Origin of the sequence: Brochothrix campestris FSL F6-1037 (assembly GCF_000525915.1) — a bacterium.
GTDB lineage: Bacteria > Bacillota > Bacilli > Lactobacillales > Listeriaceae > Brochothrix > Brochothrix campestris.
On record NZ_AODH01000011.1, the window covers coordinates 13,600 to 28,793 of the forward strand.

The 15,194-nt window shown below is 43.7% G+C and carries 13 protein-coding genes, 1 pseudogene and 1 riboswitch; of the genes and pseudogenes, 8 read left to right on the forward strand and 6 right to left on the reverse strand.

From position 1 onward, the window contains the following. Window positions 1-37 precede the first annotated feature (37 nt). The 3 genes from BCAMP_RS02985 to BCAMP_RS02995 all read left to right on the forward strand — a co-directional run bounded on the left by BCAMP_RS02985 (window position 38) and on the right by BCAMP_RS02995 (window position 5,642). Window positions 38-367, forward strand: coding sequence for a hypothetical protein (locus BCAMP_RS02985; RefSeq protein WP_035313542.1), 330 nt, complete (start codon window positions 38-40; stop codon window positions 365-367). Between the two features lie 138 nt (window positions 368-505). Continuing rightward, a complete protein-coding gene (locus tag BCAMP_RS02990; RefSeq protein ID WP_051456844.1) occupies window positions 506-3,271 on the forward strand; it encodes a beta-glucosidase in 2,766 nt (921 codons plus the stop codon). A gap of 28 nt (window positions 3,272-3,299) precedes the next feature. Next, window positions 3,300-5,642: a beta-glucosidase family protein gene (locus BCAMP_RS02995; RefSeq protein ID WP_035313544.1), complete on the forward strand. Its 2,343-nt coding sequence runs from the start codon at window positions 3,300-3,302 to the stop codon at window positions 5,640-5,642. Between the two features lie 40 nt (window positions 5,643-5,682). Here the strand turns inward: BCAMP_RS02995 and BCAMP_RS03000 are convergent, their stop codons facing one another. Next, the gene (locus tag BCAMP_RS03000; RefSeq protein WP_035313545.1) at window positions 5,683-6,300 is read right to left on the reverse strand and encodes an MBL fold metallo-hydrolase; all 618 of its coding nucleotides are present in this window, start codon (window positions 6,298-6,300) and stop codon (window positions 5,683-5,685) included. A 205-nt stretch (window positions 6,301-6,505) separates the two neighbouring features. Here BCAMP_RS03000 and murQ point away from each other — a divergent pair, with 205 nt between their 5' ends. From murQ to BCAMP_RS03020, 4 genes are all read left to right on the forward strand, one after another. After that, window positions 6,506-7,399, forward strand: coding sequence for an N-acetylmuramic acid 6-phosphate etherase (gene murQ, locus BCAMP_RS03005; RefSeq protein WP_035313547.1), 894 nt, complete (start codon window positions 6,506-6,508; stop codon window positions 7,397-7,399). Window positions 7,400-7,411: 12 nt separating this feature from the next. Then, window positions 7,412-8,866, forward strand: a complete 1,455-nt coding sequence (locus BCAMP_RS03010) for a PTS transporter subunit EIIC (protein WP_035313556.1) — start codon at window positions 7,412-7,414, stop codon at window positions 8,864-8,866. A 90-nt stretch (window positions 8,867-8,956) separates the two neighbouring features. After that, complete coding sequence (locus tag BCAMP_RS03015) at window positions 8,957-10,003, forward strand: MupG family TIM beta-alpha barrel fold protein (RefSeq protein ID WP_051456845.1); 1,047 nt, start codon at window positions 8,957-8,959, stop codon at window positions 10,001-10,003. A gap of 38 nt (window positions 10,004-10,041) precedes the next feature. Next, window positions 10,042-10,887 carry a MurR/RpiR family transcriptional regulator gene (locus BCAMP_RS03020; RefSeq protein ID WP_035313562.1) on the forward strand — a complete coding sequence of 282 codons (846 nt, stop codon included), beginning with the start codon at window positions 10,042-10,044 and terminating at the stop codon, window positions 10,885-10,887. A gap of 48 nt (window positions 10,888-10,935) precedes the next feature. Here the strand turns inward: BCAMP_RS03020 and BCAMP_RS03025 are convergent, their stop codons facing one another. The 5 genes and pseudogenes from BCAMP_RS03025 to BCAMP_RS03035 all read right to left on the reverse strand — a co-directional run bounded on the left by BCAMP_RS03025 (window position 10,936) and on the right by BCAMP_RS03035 (window position 13,636). Continuing rightward, window positions 10,936-11,679: an energy-coupling factor transporter transmembrane component T family protein gene (locus tag BCAMP_RS03025; RefSeq protein WP_035313565.1), complete on the reverse strand. Its 744-nt coding sequence runs from the start codon at window positions 11,677-11,679 to the stop codon at window positions 10,936-10,938. Then, a complete protein-coding gene (locus tag BCAMP_RS03030; protein WP_332248496.1) occupies window positions 11,672-12,661 on the reverse strand; it encodes an ATP-binding cassette domain-containing protein in 990 nt (329 codons plus the stop codon). Before BCAMP_RS03030 ends, BCAMP_RS03025 begins: the two co-directional genes overlap by 8 nt. After that, window positions 12,647-12,817: pseudogene (locus BCAMP_RS14615) on the reverse strand (ABC transporter ATP-binding protein); the annotation flags it as partial. The pseudogene BCAMP_RS14615 and the gene BCAMP_RS03030, both read right to left, overlap by 15 nt. After that, window positions 12,772-13,080, reverse strand: a complete 309-nt coding sequence (locus BCAMP_RS12435; protein WP_084038487.1) for an ATP-binding cassette domain-containing protein — start codon at window positions 13,078-13,080, stop codon at window positions 12,772-12,774. The gene BCAMP_RS12435 and the pseudogene BCAMP_RS14615, both read right to left, overlap by 46 nt. Next, complete coding sequence (locus BCAMP_RS03035; protein WP_035313566.1) at window positions 13,058-13,636, reverse strand: ECF transporter S component; 579 nt, start codon at window positions 13,634-13,636, stop codon at window positions 13,058-13,060. The genes BCAMP_RS12435 and BCAMP_RS03035 overlap by 23 nt, the downstream gene beginning before the upstream one ends. A 109-nt stretch (window positions 13,637-13,745) precedes the next feature. Continuing rightward, window positions 13,746-13,848, reverse strand: a riboswitch (TPP riboswitch). 133 nt (window positions 13,849-13,981) lie between these two features. Between BCAMP_RS03035 and BCAMP_RS03040 the strand changes: the two genes are divergently transcribed. After that, entirely contained in the window at window positions 13,982-14,530 is a 549-nt protein-coding gene (locus BCAMP_RS03040) for a biotin transporter BioY (protein WP_035313568.1), read from the forward strand. Window positions 14,531-15,194 lie beyond the last annotated feature (664 nt).

Sequence of the window (15,194 nt, forward strand, 5' to 3'; positions counted from 1 at the left end):
TTATCGGATGTTGTTCTGTCATCCTGACCTTAACAATATGAGGGAAGTCACCGGCTTTAAAAAGGCCTCGACCTTAACGGAGTCGGCAGCATTTCATCATAGCTATGCTCTTACAATCAATGCAATAAAGGGGTGCTATCACCAAACGACCGAAACCTTATCACCGTTAATAAGTGACAGACAAAAACAACTTTTCCAAGTAGCTGCTGGCGTGAGTTTAACGGCAGAGGATGTCTGCTCTTATAATGCGTTACGACGTCCAGCGCACAAAAGTGAACACTTGCACCTCGATGGCGCTTATTCGTTCGAGGTCGATCTCGGGTTACTAACGATTGTGTACCTCGAATTAAATAAGCTGTCGGATTAAACTGCTAAATATTGCTGTTAAAAAGAGGAGAATCCTCAAGAAACAGCAATATTTTATTTTTTTTGCACAATAACAGCACAACACAAATGAAAGCGTTGTCATACAATGGAGGTGTAAAGACTAAAGGGGGCGGATTAAATGAGTGGTAAATTAACGAAACGTCGCAGTCGAAAAATTAAAATGAGCGAGCAGCTCACTCGTGATAGAGCTGAACGACAAGCGCGACGATTAGCGATTAAGCAACTGCCATTGGCGCAGAAAAAGGAAGCGTTAGTGGCTGATAAACGGGCCCAAAAAAGAGCACGCTTGAATGATAAACGTGTGCTTAAAGCATTGCCGAAAGCGGAGCGGAACGAACGTAAAAAAGAGGCCAAGGTTTATCGTAAACTAAAAAACAGACCACGACGGCTCATTATTTGGTCAGCCGTTGCCTTGGTTGTCGTCGGTGTCGCGATAAAAATCGGCCCAACAGCAGCGCATATGTACACGATTATGAGTGGCAAAAACGTGGTGATCAATACAGAGACACCCGCGGGCGAAAAAGCGCGTGCCCTCGGCAATAAGGTGTCGCGCGAGATAGCGGCCGAAGGCATTGTTTTGATGAAAAACGAGGCGGATAACTTACCGTTGAAAGATACCCGTGTCAATGTGTTTGGAACTGCGGCCTTTAACTTCCGTTATGGTGGTGGGGGTTCAGGTGGAATCGACACATCAGCAGCGGTTAATTTGTTTGATGGTTTGAAGCAAGCCGATGTGAGCTATAATCAAGAACTGCGTCAGTTTTACGAAGCTTTACCTGAGGTAAAAAAAGCCGAGGCGACGCAAAACGATAGTGGCATGATGCAGGTCGTTAAATCGATGATTTCAGGTAACGATGAAGATGAGCCGGCAATTGCTTATTTGAAAGAGAAGGTCATTAAACAAGCGCAGGCTTATTCAGATAATGCTGTCATATTATTGGCGAGTTCAGGTGTTGAAAGCAGTGATATGAGCCAAGAGCAACTGCAACTGACCAAAAACAAACGTGCACTGATTCAGACGGTAGCTGCTAATTTTGACAATGTTACCGTGGTTGTCAATGCAGGTAATGCGCTGGAATTAGGTTATTTAGAGGAATTTCCACAAATTAAATCGATTGTATGGGTTGGAACGCCAGGGCCATATGGAACAGCAGCCCTTGGTGATGTGTTAGCTGGAAAAGTCAATCCATCAGGACGATTAACCGATACGTATGCCTATGATGCTAAGTCGGCACCAGCGACTGAAAACTTCGGCGATTATAAATATAATAATTTAAAACAGTCCTACGTTAACTATCAAGAGGGGATTTATATTGGCTATCGTTATTATGAGACCTACTACAAAGACGATGAGGTCGGTTATCATAAAGCCGTCCAGTTCCCTTATGGTCATGGTTTAAGTTACACCGATTTCGATTGGGAAATTGTTGATAAACAGTTAACTACAGATAAAATCACCGTGGAGGTCGCAGTCACCAATACCGGAAAACGGGCCGGGAAAGATGTGGTCCAGCTTTACTATTCTGCGCCGTATACAAACGGAGGACTTGAAAAGTCTGCCGTTGTGTTAGGTGCGTTTGGTAAGACGAAACTGCTCCAACCTGGAGAAAAACAAACACTTACCTTATCGTACAGTACGAATGATATGGCCTCATATGATGCGAACAAAGAAGAAGCTTACGTACTCGAGGCGGGCGACTATCAGCTGAAGTTAGCGCAAAACGTCCATCAATCGACACTCGACTTTACGTATAAGGTGCCGAAAACGAAGGTGATTAAAACCGATGCTGTGACAGGGACAACGATTAAAAATCAATTTGCAGCGAGTGAGGCTGATTTAACTTATCTTTCACGGGCAGATTGGCAAGGAACATACCCGTCAGATAAGGCGAACAATCATCGGGCACCGCAGTTCGTGCTTGATGAGTTAGCGAAGAAACCAACCGATTCGAAGTTACCAATGCCACAATTTGAACAAGACAATCAGTTGAAATTAGCTGATTTAAAAGGACTTGCTTACGATGATCCGAAGTGGGAGCAGTTTTTAGACCAGTTTACTAAAGAAGAATTAATCGATTATGTTGTTAATGGTGCCTACCAAACGGAGGCGATTGACCGTTTAGGTGTACCGTCTGCGATGTTACTCGATGGTCCGGCTGGACTTAATTCCTTCTTTAAAAAATTCAAAGCGGCTTCGTTCCCATCTGAAAATGTGTTGGCAGCGACTTGGAATGATCAGTTAGGCTACGCTATGGGTGCAGCGATTGGGAAAGAAGCGAAGGTTTATGGTGTGCATGGTTGGTATGCGCCAGCAGTCAATTTACATCGGACATCAATGGGTGGACGCAACTTTGAATATTTCTCAGAAGACCCAGTCTTATCCGGCAAGATGGGTGCAGCAGTCATTAAAGGGGCACAGGCACAAGATATTATCGTCTTTATGAAACATTTTGCGATGAATGACCAAGAAACGAATGCGCGCTCTGGTTTATATGTATGGGCCAATGAGCAATCAATCCGCGAACTGCATTTACGTCCGTTTGAAATTGCCGTCAAAGAGGGTAAAACATTAGGGACAATGTCGAGTTTTAGTTTAATCAATGGTAAATGGACCGGTGGCAACGCGGAACTGCTCAATCAGGTGTTGCGCGATGAATGGGGCTTTGAAGGGGTTGTCTCCAGCGATGCCGTCTTTGGTTTTATGCATGCAGATGATGCCGTTGTATCAGGTAATGACTTAATGCTCGATACGATGAGTGCGCCTAAAAATGTGAAACGAATTAAGGCAGCCTATGAGGCGGACCCATCGGGAACGGCGATTGGGTTACGAACGAGTGTACACAATATCATGTATGCCTTATTACAAACGTATTTAATTAAATAACAGAACGAATGAAATTGAGGTGGAAGCAGTGAAACACGAAGCGCTAATCAAACAAATGACAGTGGCAGAAAAGGCGTCATTAATGTCGGGGGCTAATTTTTGGCAAACGAAGGCGATTGAACGCTTAAATATTCCGTCAATTATGATGACGGATGGGCCGCATGGATTACGAAAGCAAGGCGGTAAGGCCGATCATCTCGGTCTAAATGCTAGTCTGCCTGCGACCTGTTATCCAACAGCGGCGACGCTCGCTAATAGTTGGGATCCACAATTGTTGGAGGAAGTCGGAGCAGACTTAGGGGCGGAATGTGTCGCTGAACAGGTGAGTGCGTTATTAGGGCCGGGGTTGAACATTAAACGAAATCCCTTATGTGGCCGTAATTTTGAATATTTCTCAGAGGATCCGTTCTTAACGGGAGTACTAGCTAGCGCGCAAGTAAAGGGAATTCAGGCACAGGGTGTGGCGGCATGTCCGAAACATTTTGCGGTTAACAGTCAAGAGCATCTGCGGATGACGATTGACGAAGTTGTTGATGAACGCTCATTGCGTGAGCTGTATTTGCAGGGCTTTCAGCGGGTAGTGACTGAGGCGCAGCCGCAGATGATTATGTCATCCTACAATAAGGTCAATGGTATTTATGCCAACGAACACCCGCAGTTAATGAACGTCATCTTGTATGATGAGTGGCATTTTGGTGGCGTGATGGTAACTGATTGGGGCGGAAATGACGACCGTGTAGCAGGGCTACGTGCGGGTAATCAACTTGAAATGCCTGCGACTAATGGCATTACTGACTTGGAAATTGTTGCAGCGATTGAAGCGAACACGTTAGCAGAAACCGTACTCGATGAGGCGGTCGATCGTTTGTTAGAACTCGTATTCAGTACGGCGCCGACGACAGAATCGCAAGTGGCAATCAATCATGAGCAGCATCACCAACGAGCGGTGGAAGCAGCTAAACGTTCATTGGTCTTGTTGAAAAACGCCGACAACAGCTTGCCGTTACAGGCAACTGAACGAGTAGCGGTCATTGGTGATTTTGCTGATAAACCACGCTATCAAGGGGCGGGGAGTTCATTAATTAACCCGACAAAGGTGCCGCGTCCAATCGATGTATTGGCTGACAGTGAATTGACGATTTGTGGCTATGCCCAAGGGTTTAAACGAATGGGTGGTCGAAGTAACCGTTTAATGAAAGAAGCCATCGCATTAGCACAGACGGCCGATAAGGTACTCTTGTTTGTTGGGTTGGATGAAAGCAGTGAGGCAGAGGGTGTTGATCGCGAGAATCTGCGCTTGCCAGACAATCAATTGGCAGTAATCGAGGCGTTATCAGCATTACAGGTACCACTAATTGTCGTGCTGGCGGGTGGTGGTGCGCTTGAACTGCCGTTTGCCGATGAAGTGGCGGCAATTGTCCATACGTATTTGGCGGGCCAAGGTGGGGCACAGGCATTAGTAGAACTGTTAAGCGGCGCCTATAATCCGAGTGGTAAGTTGAGTGAAACATATCCGCTTAGTTATGAAGATGTCCCCTCAGCTCCTTATTACCCGGGTAAAGAAGCCACCTCTGAGCATCGGGAAGGTCTTTTTATCGGCTATCGTTATTTTGATACGTTCAATGTACCGGTTCGTTACCCTTTTGGTCACGGTTTGTCCTATACAAGCTATCGTTACAGCGACTTTAAACGTGAGGAGTTAACGGTATACTTTACAGTGACGAACACCGGGACGATTGCGGGGGAAGAAATTGCTCAGCTTTATATCCAAAAAGAGCAGTCACGGATGATTCGTGCCAAGCGAGAGTTAAAAGGGTTTGTGAAGGTGGCATTGGCGCCAGGAGAAGCAAAAGCAGTGAGCATCACCCTCAAAGAGAGTGATTTTGCATATTATAGCGTGGTGAAGCAGGCATGGGCAGTCGAAGAAGGGACGTATACGTTGCAAATCGGGAGTTCTATACAGGCGATTCATCTCAGTGGCACGATTGAGCGTTCAGGTGAAAATGAAACAGAGGAGTATGCCCTCAGTCGTTTTCCACAGTATGCAGCAGGCAACATCCACGCGATTCCGGATGCTGAATATCGGGAGTTGTTAGGTTATGAACCACCGGCACCCCTATGGAAGCCCGAAGCTGCTTTAGGGATGAATGATACGATTGCACAAGCAAAAAATAAAAATTGGTTAGGTAAACTCAGTTATGGTTTGGTCATCTTCGTGAAAAAAATATTAGAGTTACTGAAACAACCGTTATGGGCCAATAATATGTATTTTGTGTTGAACATGCCGTTTCGCCAAGTGGAACGTTTTACGGGTGGGAAAATTAGTCGTAAAGCCGTGTTACGTTATTTACGTTGGGTGAATGGCAAATGATTAAAAAAAAGGAACTGCGCGAAGCAGTTCCTTTTTTGTTCTAATTAAAGTAAGGATTGGTGGCAATTTCAGTCCCAATCGTTGTCGCCTCACCATGGCCTGGATAGGCCGCAAAGGTTGCTGGTAAGGTAAACAGTTGTGTGCTGATTGATTGTAGCAATTGCTGCTGATTGCCTAAGTATAAATCAGTGCGACCCATGCTGCCTTTAAAGAGGGCGTCACCACACACGACAAAATTGTCAAAGACAAAGCTCACGCTCCCTGGTGAATGTCCGGGAGTTTCGACACAATAAAAGGTGATGCCCCCGAGTGTGTAGTCTGTGTGAGACACAAGTAACTCCTCAGCTGGTGCAGCCACCAAAGCGTTACCACTATTAGCGGATAAGTTAAACGCAGGATTGCTCAACCACGCTTGCTCAATCGGGCTAACGTAGACCGGAACGTGATAACGAGCCCGTGTTTGTTCGAGTGACTCAATATGATCGTAGTGGGTATGTGTTAAAAGAATAGCGGCGGGTGTTGTGTCTGTGGCAGTAATCGCAGCCGTAATTGCCTCGAAATCTTCGCCCGGATCGATAATCAAACAGTGTGATTCATTGTGAATAATGTAACAGTTTTCGGCGATACGACCGTTAATAATACGTTTAATTGTTAGCATGAAAAAACCTCCTCAATGTTCGTTAAGTAAAGTATAGCATGAACTAAAATAAAGCGGTATTTTTATAAATGTATAGGGAAGTGACAATCTTTTGAATGAATTGTGAAATAAAATTACTTAATAAAATAAAAAAGTTGAAATAATATTTCAGAAGAAGTACAATAAAGATGTAAACGGATACAGTCGAATTAGAGGAGTGGGAAAAATGATTGAACATTTAAACACAGAAAAACGCAATGAGAGAACAGCTAACTTAGATCAAATGTCAGTACACGAAATTTTAGCAGTGATGAATGAAGAAGATAAACGGGTACCGTTAGCGATAGCGGAGCAATTACCGCAGATTGAAGCTGTCGTTAAAGCGGTTATCACCGTCTTTGAACAAGGAGGCCGTTTATTTTACATCGGTGCCGGAACAAGTGGTCGTTTAGGTATTTTAGATGCGGTTGAATGCGTACCAACGTTTGGAACAGAGGCAGAAATGGTACAAGGTTTAATCGCTGGTGGAGCTAAAGCGATTAAAGATGCAGTTGAAGGGGCAGAGGATTCAACAGAATTAGCTGTGGCCGATTTACAAGCAGTCAACTTAAATGAAAAAGATATTGTCATTGGTATTGCTGCAAGTGGACGCACACCTTATGTCATCGGTGGCTTAGACTATGCGACAACAGTTGGTGCAATGACGGCAAGCATTGCCTGTAATGCACCCGCTGAAATTAGCGCGCATGCACAATTAGCGATTGAAGTTGTCCCAGGTGCTGAAATTTTAACGGGATCAACCCGCTTAAAAGCAGGTACGACCCAAAAATTAGTGCTCAATATGATTTCAACAACAGCGATGATTGGCATTGGTAAAGTTTATAAAAACTTAATGGTTGATGTCCGTTCAACCAATATCAAATTAGTGCAACGTGCTAAAAATATCATTAAAGACGCAACCGGTTGTGATGAAGCAACGGCTGAACGTGTTTTCGAAGAAAGTAATCATCACGTTAAAACTGCGATTGTTATGGTATTAACAGGGATGGATTACACCGCAGCAACAAAGAGTTTAGTTGAAAGCAAAGGCTTTGTCCGTCGGACATTACCTAAATTGTAAGGGGGAGCATAGATGAGTAAAGAAGTTGAATTGGCACAACGGATTGTTGAAAAAATTGGTGGTCTCGACAATATTAAAATCGTGAACCATTGCATGACGCGTGTCCGTTTATCATTGCGTGATAATGAGCAAGTGCAGATGGATGCGTTAAAGCAAGTTAAAGGTGTCATGGGTGTTGTTGAAGAAGACACGATTCAGATTATCGTCGGTCCCGGAACAGTTAACAAGGTGGCGAAGGCGATGACCGACATGACTGGTGTTGAACTCGGTGCTGAAATTAAAACAGCCCAAGCAACAAAAGTGAGTGGTTCAAACCGTGAACAAGTCGAAGCGATTGCATCGGCCAATAAAGCGAAGTATAAAAAAGGTGGCAACGGAGCGATGAAACGCTTCTTAGCGACAATCTCGGGTGTTTTTATTCCCCTCATTCCGGCCTTTGTTGGTGCGGGCTTAATTGCGGGTGTTGGTGCGATAATAGCCAACATGATTGTGGCAGGTAAGTTAGATGGTAGTCAATGGTCTGAAATTGTACTAGTGCTGAATGTCATTAAAAACGCGCTGTTTGCCTTCTTGAATATCTATGTCGGTATTAATGCGGCGAAACAATTTGGTGCAACCTTACCGCTCGGTGGTGTCATCGGTGGTGTCATCTTACTTAATGGTGTGACACCCGACCAAACGATTCAAAATATTTTCACGCATGAAGCATTGCTTTCGAATCAAGGTGGCATTATCGGCGTTATTATTGCGGTTTATCTGCTTTCAATCGTGGAAAAAGGCTTGCGTACCTTTGTGCCGAATGCGATTGATATTATTGTGACACCAACGATTGCTCTGTTAGTTACGGGTTTAGCAACAATCTTTTTAATTATGCCCGCCGCAGGTTACGTCTCAGATGGGATGTTAACAGCGATTAACTGGGTGATCGGTACCGGAGGTGCAATTTCTGGTTTCTTACTAGCTGTCCTCTTTTTACCGATGGTAATGTTTGGCTTACATCAAGTGTTAACCCCAATTCATATTGAAATGATTAATCAAGTGCATATGACAACGTTATTGCCGATTATCGCAATGGCAGGTGCTGGCCAAGTCGGTGCAGCGATTGCTTTATGGGTTAAATGTCGCAAAAACAAACCGTTTACAAACATCATTAAAGGTGCGTTGCCAGTTGGAATTTTAGGAATTGGTGAACCGCTCATTTATGGTGTGACATTACCATTAGGTCGTCCGTTCATTACCGCTTGTTTAGGTGGTGGGATTGGTGGCGCTGTCATTGGTGCCTTCGGTAATGTTGGTGCGATTGCCATTGGACCATCGGGTGTCGCGCTCATTCCCCTCATTCATGACGGAAAATGGCTCATCTATGTGTATGGTTTACTTGCAGCTTATGCTGGCGGGATGATATTAACCTACATCTTTGGTGTACCAAAAGAAGCGACGAAAGCAGTCGCGGCCGAAACGGAATAAACGGGACGTAAGGCTTGTTAGAGCGTCCAACAGTGTATAAATGAAAACGTAGACTTAACAGGTCTACGTTTTTTTAAAGGAGGAGAAAAGATGTTAGGTTTTTTAATTTCATTAACAGAACAAACGGTAGCCGAAAACAAGCGATTAATTGAACGGATGGCACAAACGGGGAGTCGTTATGCGTTTACTTCATTGCAGATGCCTGAAGAAAAACCAGCGGACCTCCAAGCGGTGTTGCTTGAAATTGGCGCCTGTTTAAAAGCGCATCAGGTGCAATGGATTGCCGATGTCTCACCGATGACGTTTGAACAGTTTACCTTGAATCGCTTAAAAGCGTTTGGTTTTACCGGTTTGAGGATTGATGATGGAATTTCAATGGCAGACATTGCGGCCATGACCGAAGAATGGCAGATTATTTTAAATGCGAGTACATTAACTGCGGCGGATATGAATGACTTGATGAACAACCATGCGCACATGAATCGGTTAGCGGCTTGGTACAATTATTACCCACGTCCAGAAACCGGCTTGGAACGTGAGGCGTTTATAAAACATACGGCCTTTATTAAAAGTTATGCGATTGAAACGGGCGCATTTATTCATGGTGATGGTAAACAACGGGGGCCGATATATGCCGGTTTACCGACGTTGGAAGAACACCGTGACGTTCATCCCCTTGCCCAATACCTTGATTTACGTGACTGTGGTATTGATACGGTATTGGTGGGTGATTTATCGTTGCAGTCAGCCACGATGGCACAGTTTGAACGATGGTTTACCGATCAGCTCCTGTTGTTACATGTCGATAATCAAAGCGACTTTGCATGGCTCGATGATGTGTTTCATGTGCGTCGGGATGTGGCGCGGGATGTGATTCGGGCAGCGGATAGTCGTGTGCGTTTAGCGCAACGCTATCATCCGATTGCGGCCGAACAGACAAATGAGCGTTTACGTGGCTGTATCACAATTGATAATGCGGCGTATTTACGTTATGAAGGTGAAGTTCAAATTATGTTAACCGATTTGCAAGCAGATTCGCGAGTGAACGTATTGGGGCAGGTAATTACAGGGGAGCACTCATTGTTACGATTTCTTAATCGTCCGGGTACCGCTTTCGCTTTTAGCGCTGTAAAATGATAAAATAAGCGCAGGAGTTGTTGAACGGAGGGATTGGAATGAAAGGTATCATCAGTCAGCGAATTGCAATGAACATTAGTAATTTATCGAAGGTTGAGCAACAAGTCGCGCAACTTGTCTTGGATCAAGGAAGTGCATTGATGCAGTTATCAACCCAAGAAATCGCGAAAGAGTCGCAGACGAGTCCAGCATCAGTCGTGCGTTTTTGTAAATCAATGGGATTGAAAGGTGTACCTGAGCTGAAGTTGGCGCTATCGGCAGAAGGGGCGCAAGCCAAAATGACGGGTTATTTTGATATTGTCGCAGATGAGCCCGCTGCTATTTTGATTGAGAAATTGAAAGCGAATACGATGCAAACGGTGGAAGATACATTGGCTCTCATTGATGTCGCACAGTTGCAAGCCATTGCGACAGCACTGACGCAAGCCGAAACAGTGTTTGTCTATGGAATTGGTGCTTCTTGGCTTGTGGCAGAAGACTTTATGCAAAAGTGGTTACGGATGGGGAAACATGTGCATGCTGTCCAAGACATTCATTTGATGGCGACGATGATGGCGACTGCCCAAACACCGGCCTTGTTTTTAGGCGTTTCATACAGCGGTGAAACACCAGAGGTAATCAAGCTACGCGATCGTGCCATTGAAAAGGGTATTACAACGGTGTCTTTAACGGGCTTTGGCAGCAATACGTTAAACCGTGCGAGCGATTATGTTTTGCAAACCTCGCATGCGCCGGAAGCCTTTTTGCGCAGTGCAGCAACAAGTTCGCGAACGGCCCAATTGTTTATTATCGATGCCTTATTTTATGTCTATGCGGCAATGGATGTCCAACATACCCAAGCAGCGTTGCAAGAGACACGTGCAGCAATTAAGGCATTAAAATAAAAGAACGTCTTCCTTATCGACCTTTCGATAGCGAAGACGTTCTTTTAGTTAGGTTAAAAAGAGACAACTGCCGATAACAACAAGCCAAAGGAGTACGTAGTAAAAATCGTTGCGCGAATAAGTTGTTATGTAATAGAAGGAACGTGGTCCTTTTTTAAATTTCTTGGCAGACATCGCGACTGATATTTTAAACGCGCGTCGAATCGATTGTGAGAGCATCGTGATGCTGTAACGCTTCAATTTAGCAACGAGTCCGGCTAAGCCATGCTGTTTATGCATGCCCCGTACACGCATTGCTTTTGTTAAAATCGTAAACTCTTCCAGCATAATCGGCAGTAATCTAAAAACGGTTAGAAAGCTATAAGCAATAAACGTCGGTACGCGAAATTGTTGCATCAGGGCATAAAAAAAGAGGACGGGATTTGTCGTTGTTGCAAAGGATAGACCGAGCAATGAAAAATACAAGGTCCGAAGCATAATAATACTCCCGTTCAGCAGGCTTTCACTCGAAATCCGCCACCACCAAAACTGGAATAAGACATCATCACCGAGTCCGAAGAGCATGACTGTAATACCACTTGTAAACGACAGCAGCAAAAAGGGCAGTAGTAAGCTAAGGCGCCAACGCCATTTCATCGGTGAAAAGAGTAAATAAAGTAACAATGCACAACCGACCAATGCGCCAAGTGTTGTAAGTGAATGAATGAAAAGTGTTGAAATCGTAATGGTGAAGAAAATTAAAAATTTCAAGGCGGGGTTGACCCGTTCGAAAAAGGACGTAGGCTTAAGCATCGGAGGTCGCCTCCTTTAAAGTCGCGATGCCATCTGTTACTTCGAGCACAGCAGTGGCATAACGGTTAATGATTTCTGGTTCATGCGTAATCATGAGAATGGCCATCCCAGCCTGGCGCCATTCTTCTAAATGTTCAATCAGACGAAACGTATTACGGGCATCTTGGCCGAAAGTCGGTTCATCGAGCAATAACAGTGTTGGTTGTGTAATGAGACTACAGGCCACGCTCAACCGACGTTTTTGCCCCATCGATAACGCTAACGGGTGCAAATCTTTTTTTGTAGTGAGGTTAAAGGACTGTAAAAAAAGCCCCAAACGCTCATTTTGCTCTGTAGCACTTAACTGGGTAAACTGCAGCCCATAGGCTAGCTCACTCTCAACTGTATCACAAATAAATTGGTAATTCGGATTTTGGAAGACAAAACCGCAGTCATCTTGCGAACCTTCTGAAAAAGTAAGGTGACCACTTGTTTTTAACAAACCACGGATGCCTTCAAGCAAGGTTGATTTACCAGAACCATTCTCTCCGGTGACACATAACCAGTCGCCGGAGTTGATTGTCAGTTGCTCTAGTGAGACAACTGCTTGTTTTTTTCGTTTGACGGTTAGGTTGTTAATGTTGAGCAGAGGTGTCGTTTGGGTGAGTGTGATTCTCTTAAAGGCAGGCGCCTGATCCCAACTGTTCGGGTGCCAAATACCGGCAGCTTCTAAAAAAGACCGATGGGCTGTTAATACGTGTTCGGTTGGTCCGTCGGCGACGATTTTACCATCAGCATCGATAATGACAACGCGTGAAACAAAATCAATGACTTCGGTAATCTTATGTTCAACGATTAGCAGCGTTTTCTCACTGGTCACGTGTTTTAGTTGTTGCCAAAAATAACGAGTGGCAGCGGGGTCAAGCATTGCTGTCGGTTCGTCTAGATAGTAAAAGTCACTTTCGAGCGCGAGCAAACTAGCCAGTTGTAAACGTTGCTTCATCCCGCCAGATAAGTTGTTAATTGGTGTATGAAACGGTGCGGTCACGTTGGCTAACTTTAAAAAGTGGCGAATCCGTTCTGGCATTTCGGCTGAAGGGCGTTGCTGATTTTCTAACACAAAGGCAATTTCTTCATCTGTGTAGGGCATGTTGAATTGTGAATCAGGGTCTTGAAAAAAGTAAGCGGTATTTGAAGGTGTGTTGGACCAGTCCCATTTTGTTGGATGGTGATGATATCAGGAATAACCCCGGCTAACACTTCGAGTAAGGTTGATTTTCCGGCGCCACTTGGTCCAAGAATCAGAATTTTCTCACCAGACGTATAGCTGAAATCAAGTTGTTTTAAAAAAGGTTGAGACATGCCAGGAAAGAGCAGTCGGAGGTTTTTAACGCCATAATTAGTCGAGGGCATCGTAATCATCCTTTGTAATCGGTCGTACTAACTGAGCGACCCCGGTTTTTTCCATCGTTTTGGCTAAGTAAAAACTTAAACAACCGGCAATCAGAATAGTACCGACTACACGGAAGATAAAAATTAAGAGTAAGGCCCATGGTTGTACAGCTAAATAGCCGTAGGGCCAATCGATTAAAAAGGACGCCAAGCAAGCAAGTAGGCCCGCAATGATGGTGGTATCCATTGTGAAACGATTGTAACGAGTCGCTATGAAGATTAATTCACAGGCTATCCCTTGACCAATACCGTAAACGAAACTTTGCATCCCTAAACCACCAGCGAAGAAGGTTTCGATTAAGGCTGCAGCAGCTTCGGCAATTAAGGCGACACCGGGTTTACGGATGACGAGCATTGCAAAGGGGCCAGCCATGAACCAAAAACCGTAAATGACTTGCTCTAGCTGTAAGCCAAATGGTTTTAATAAATCATAAGGAACATTACCAACTTTATAAAGAAGGCCGAAGACGAGTGCGATAACGATAGCGACTAAAATATCTTTTAATGTGAGTTGTTGCGTTTTCATCGATTAATCTCCTCTTTTCTTAAATTAAGGCAAAAAAAGCCCGCTTACAGCAGCCAAATACAAGGCGGTAAGCGAAACGAAGGTGTGAGAGTATGAACTCACAGCGAGATAATCGACGTTTCCACTTTCCTACGCTGGTATTAACCAAATCAGGTTCAAAGGGATTAGACGAATGTCTATCTCAGCTAAAAATAGCACCCCTAGTGGATGGATATAAGTTGCCTAAAATATAACATATAAAAAAGGGTGATGCAAACACCTTTTATGTTAACTGTTATCAAAAAAAGTTGACATTGTTGGGTGAGGTCGATAAACTAAGAAGATAGTAAAAGAGGAGAGTGAGCGATGAAAACACAGGCCATAGCATATATAGGTATTATGTTAGCTGTACTAATTGTTTTAGGTTATGTCCCACCAATTGCCATTGGAGTAATCCCTGTTCCGATAGTGATGCAAAATATGGGGATTTTTTTAACTGGATTATTGTTAGGGCAAAAAAAAGGAACGATTACAGTATTGCTTCTATTAATAATGGTAAGTATAGGGTTGCCTGTGCTTAGTGGTGGGAGTGGTGGAGTTGCAGTTTTCTATGGTCCAACTGGTGGTTATGTGATTGGCTACCTTATCGCTGTTACTGTGATTGGCTACGGGCGTGATAGATTATCATCCAAAGTAAATTTCATACGTTTGTTACTCCTAACGCTTTTCGGAGGGGTTTTTATTATCGATCTCTGTGGCTCCATTGGATTGCATTGGCATACGGGGCTCTCTTTAAAAACGGCACTGTTATCGAATGTAGTCTTTATTCCGGGAGATTTGATTAAGGCGGTTATCAGTGTAATCGTAATGATGCGAATGCCTCAACAAATGCGGGTTAAACTAATGAAGGCCTAAGTATGTGCATGAGAGGGTGTTGTGTTCTATCTTCGGTGTAAGTTGAAACACCTGTATGGTGTGAGGTTGAACACAAACGCTGTCGCTTCACCTTCTCGGAGTCGAGTGCCATCAGCACACTCACTTTAAAGACTCTTTTTGTGAAATCAATTAGTTAGAAGCAAACAAAGTGAAAGATAAATGAAGGCGATAAATTTTAGTAAGGTGAAATCTTTCTAATAAATAGTTGAAAAGTATTGACTTGATAGCTAAAATGTTATATTATATAAAAGTTGCATCGAACAGAAAAGTAGGCAATCGAATGTGAAAAGAGTAACAACTAAATGTTGAAAACACCTTGACACGTATGAGGTTAACATGCTATACTGATTAAGTTGCATTAGAGAAAAACTTTTCTGAACAAACTAAAGTGTTTTAGAAAGTTGTTGACTTTGATTAGAAGATGCGATATAATTAAAAAGTTGTCAGCGGGAGTTGATAACGATTGACCTTTGAAAACTGAACGAACAAAAAGATGTTATATGCTTAAACTCTTAGGAGTTTAACCAATTAATTTCGTAACGACAACAAGTAATAAATTTTTAGCTAGCGAACTAGTTAAGGATCATTTGACGGTTTAAACACCGTTACTTTTTAACGAGAGTTTGATCCTGGCTCAGGACGA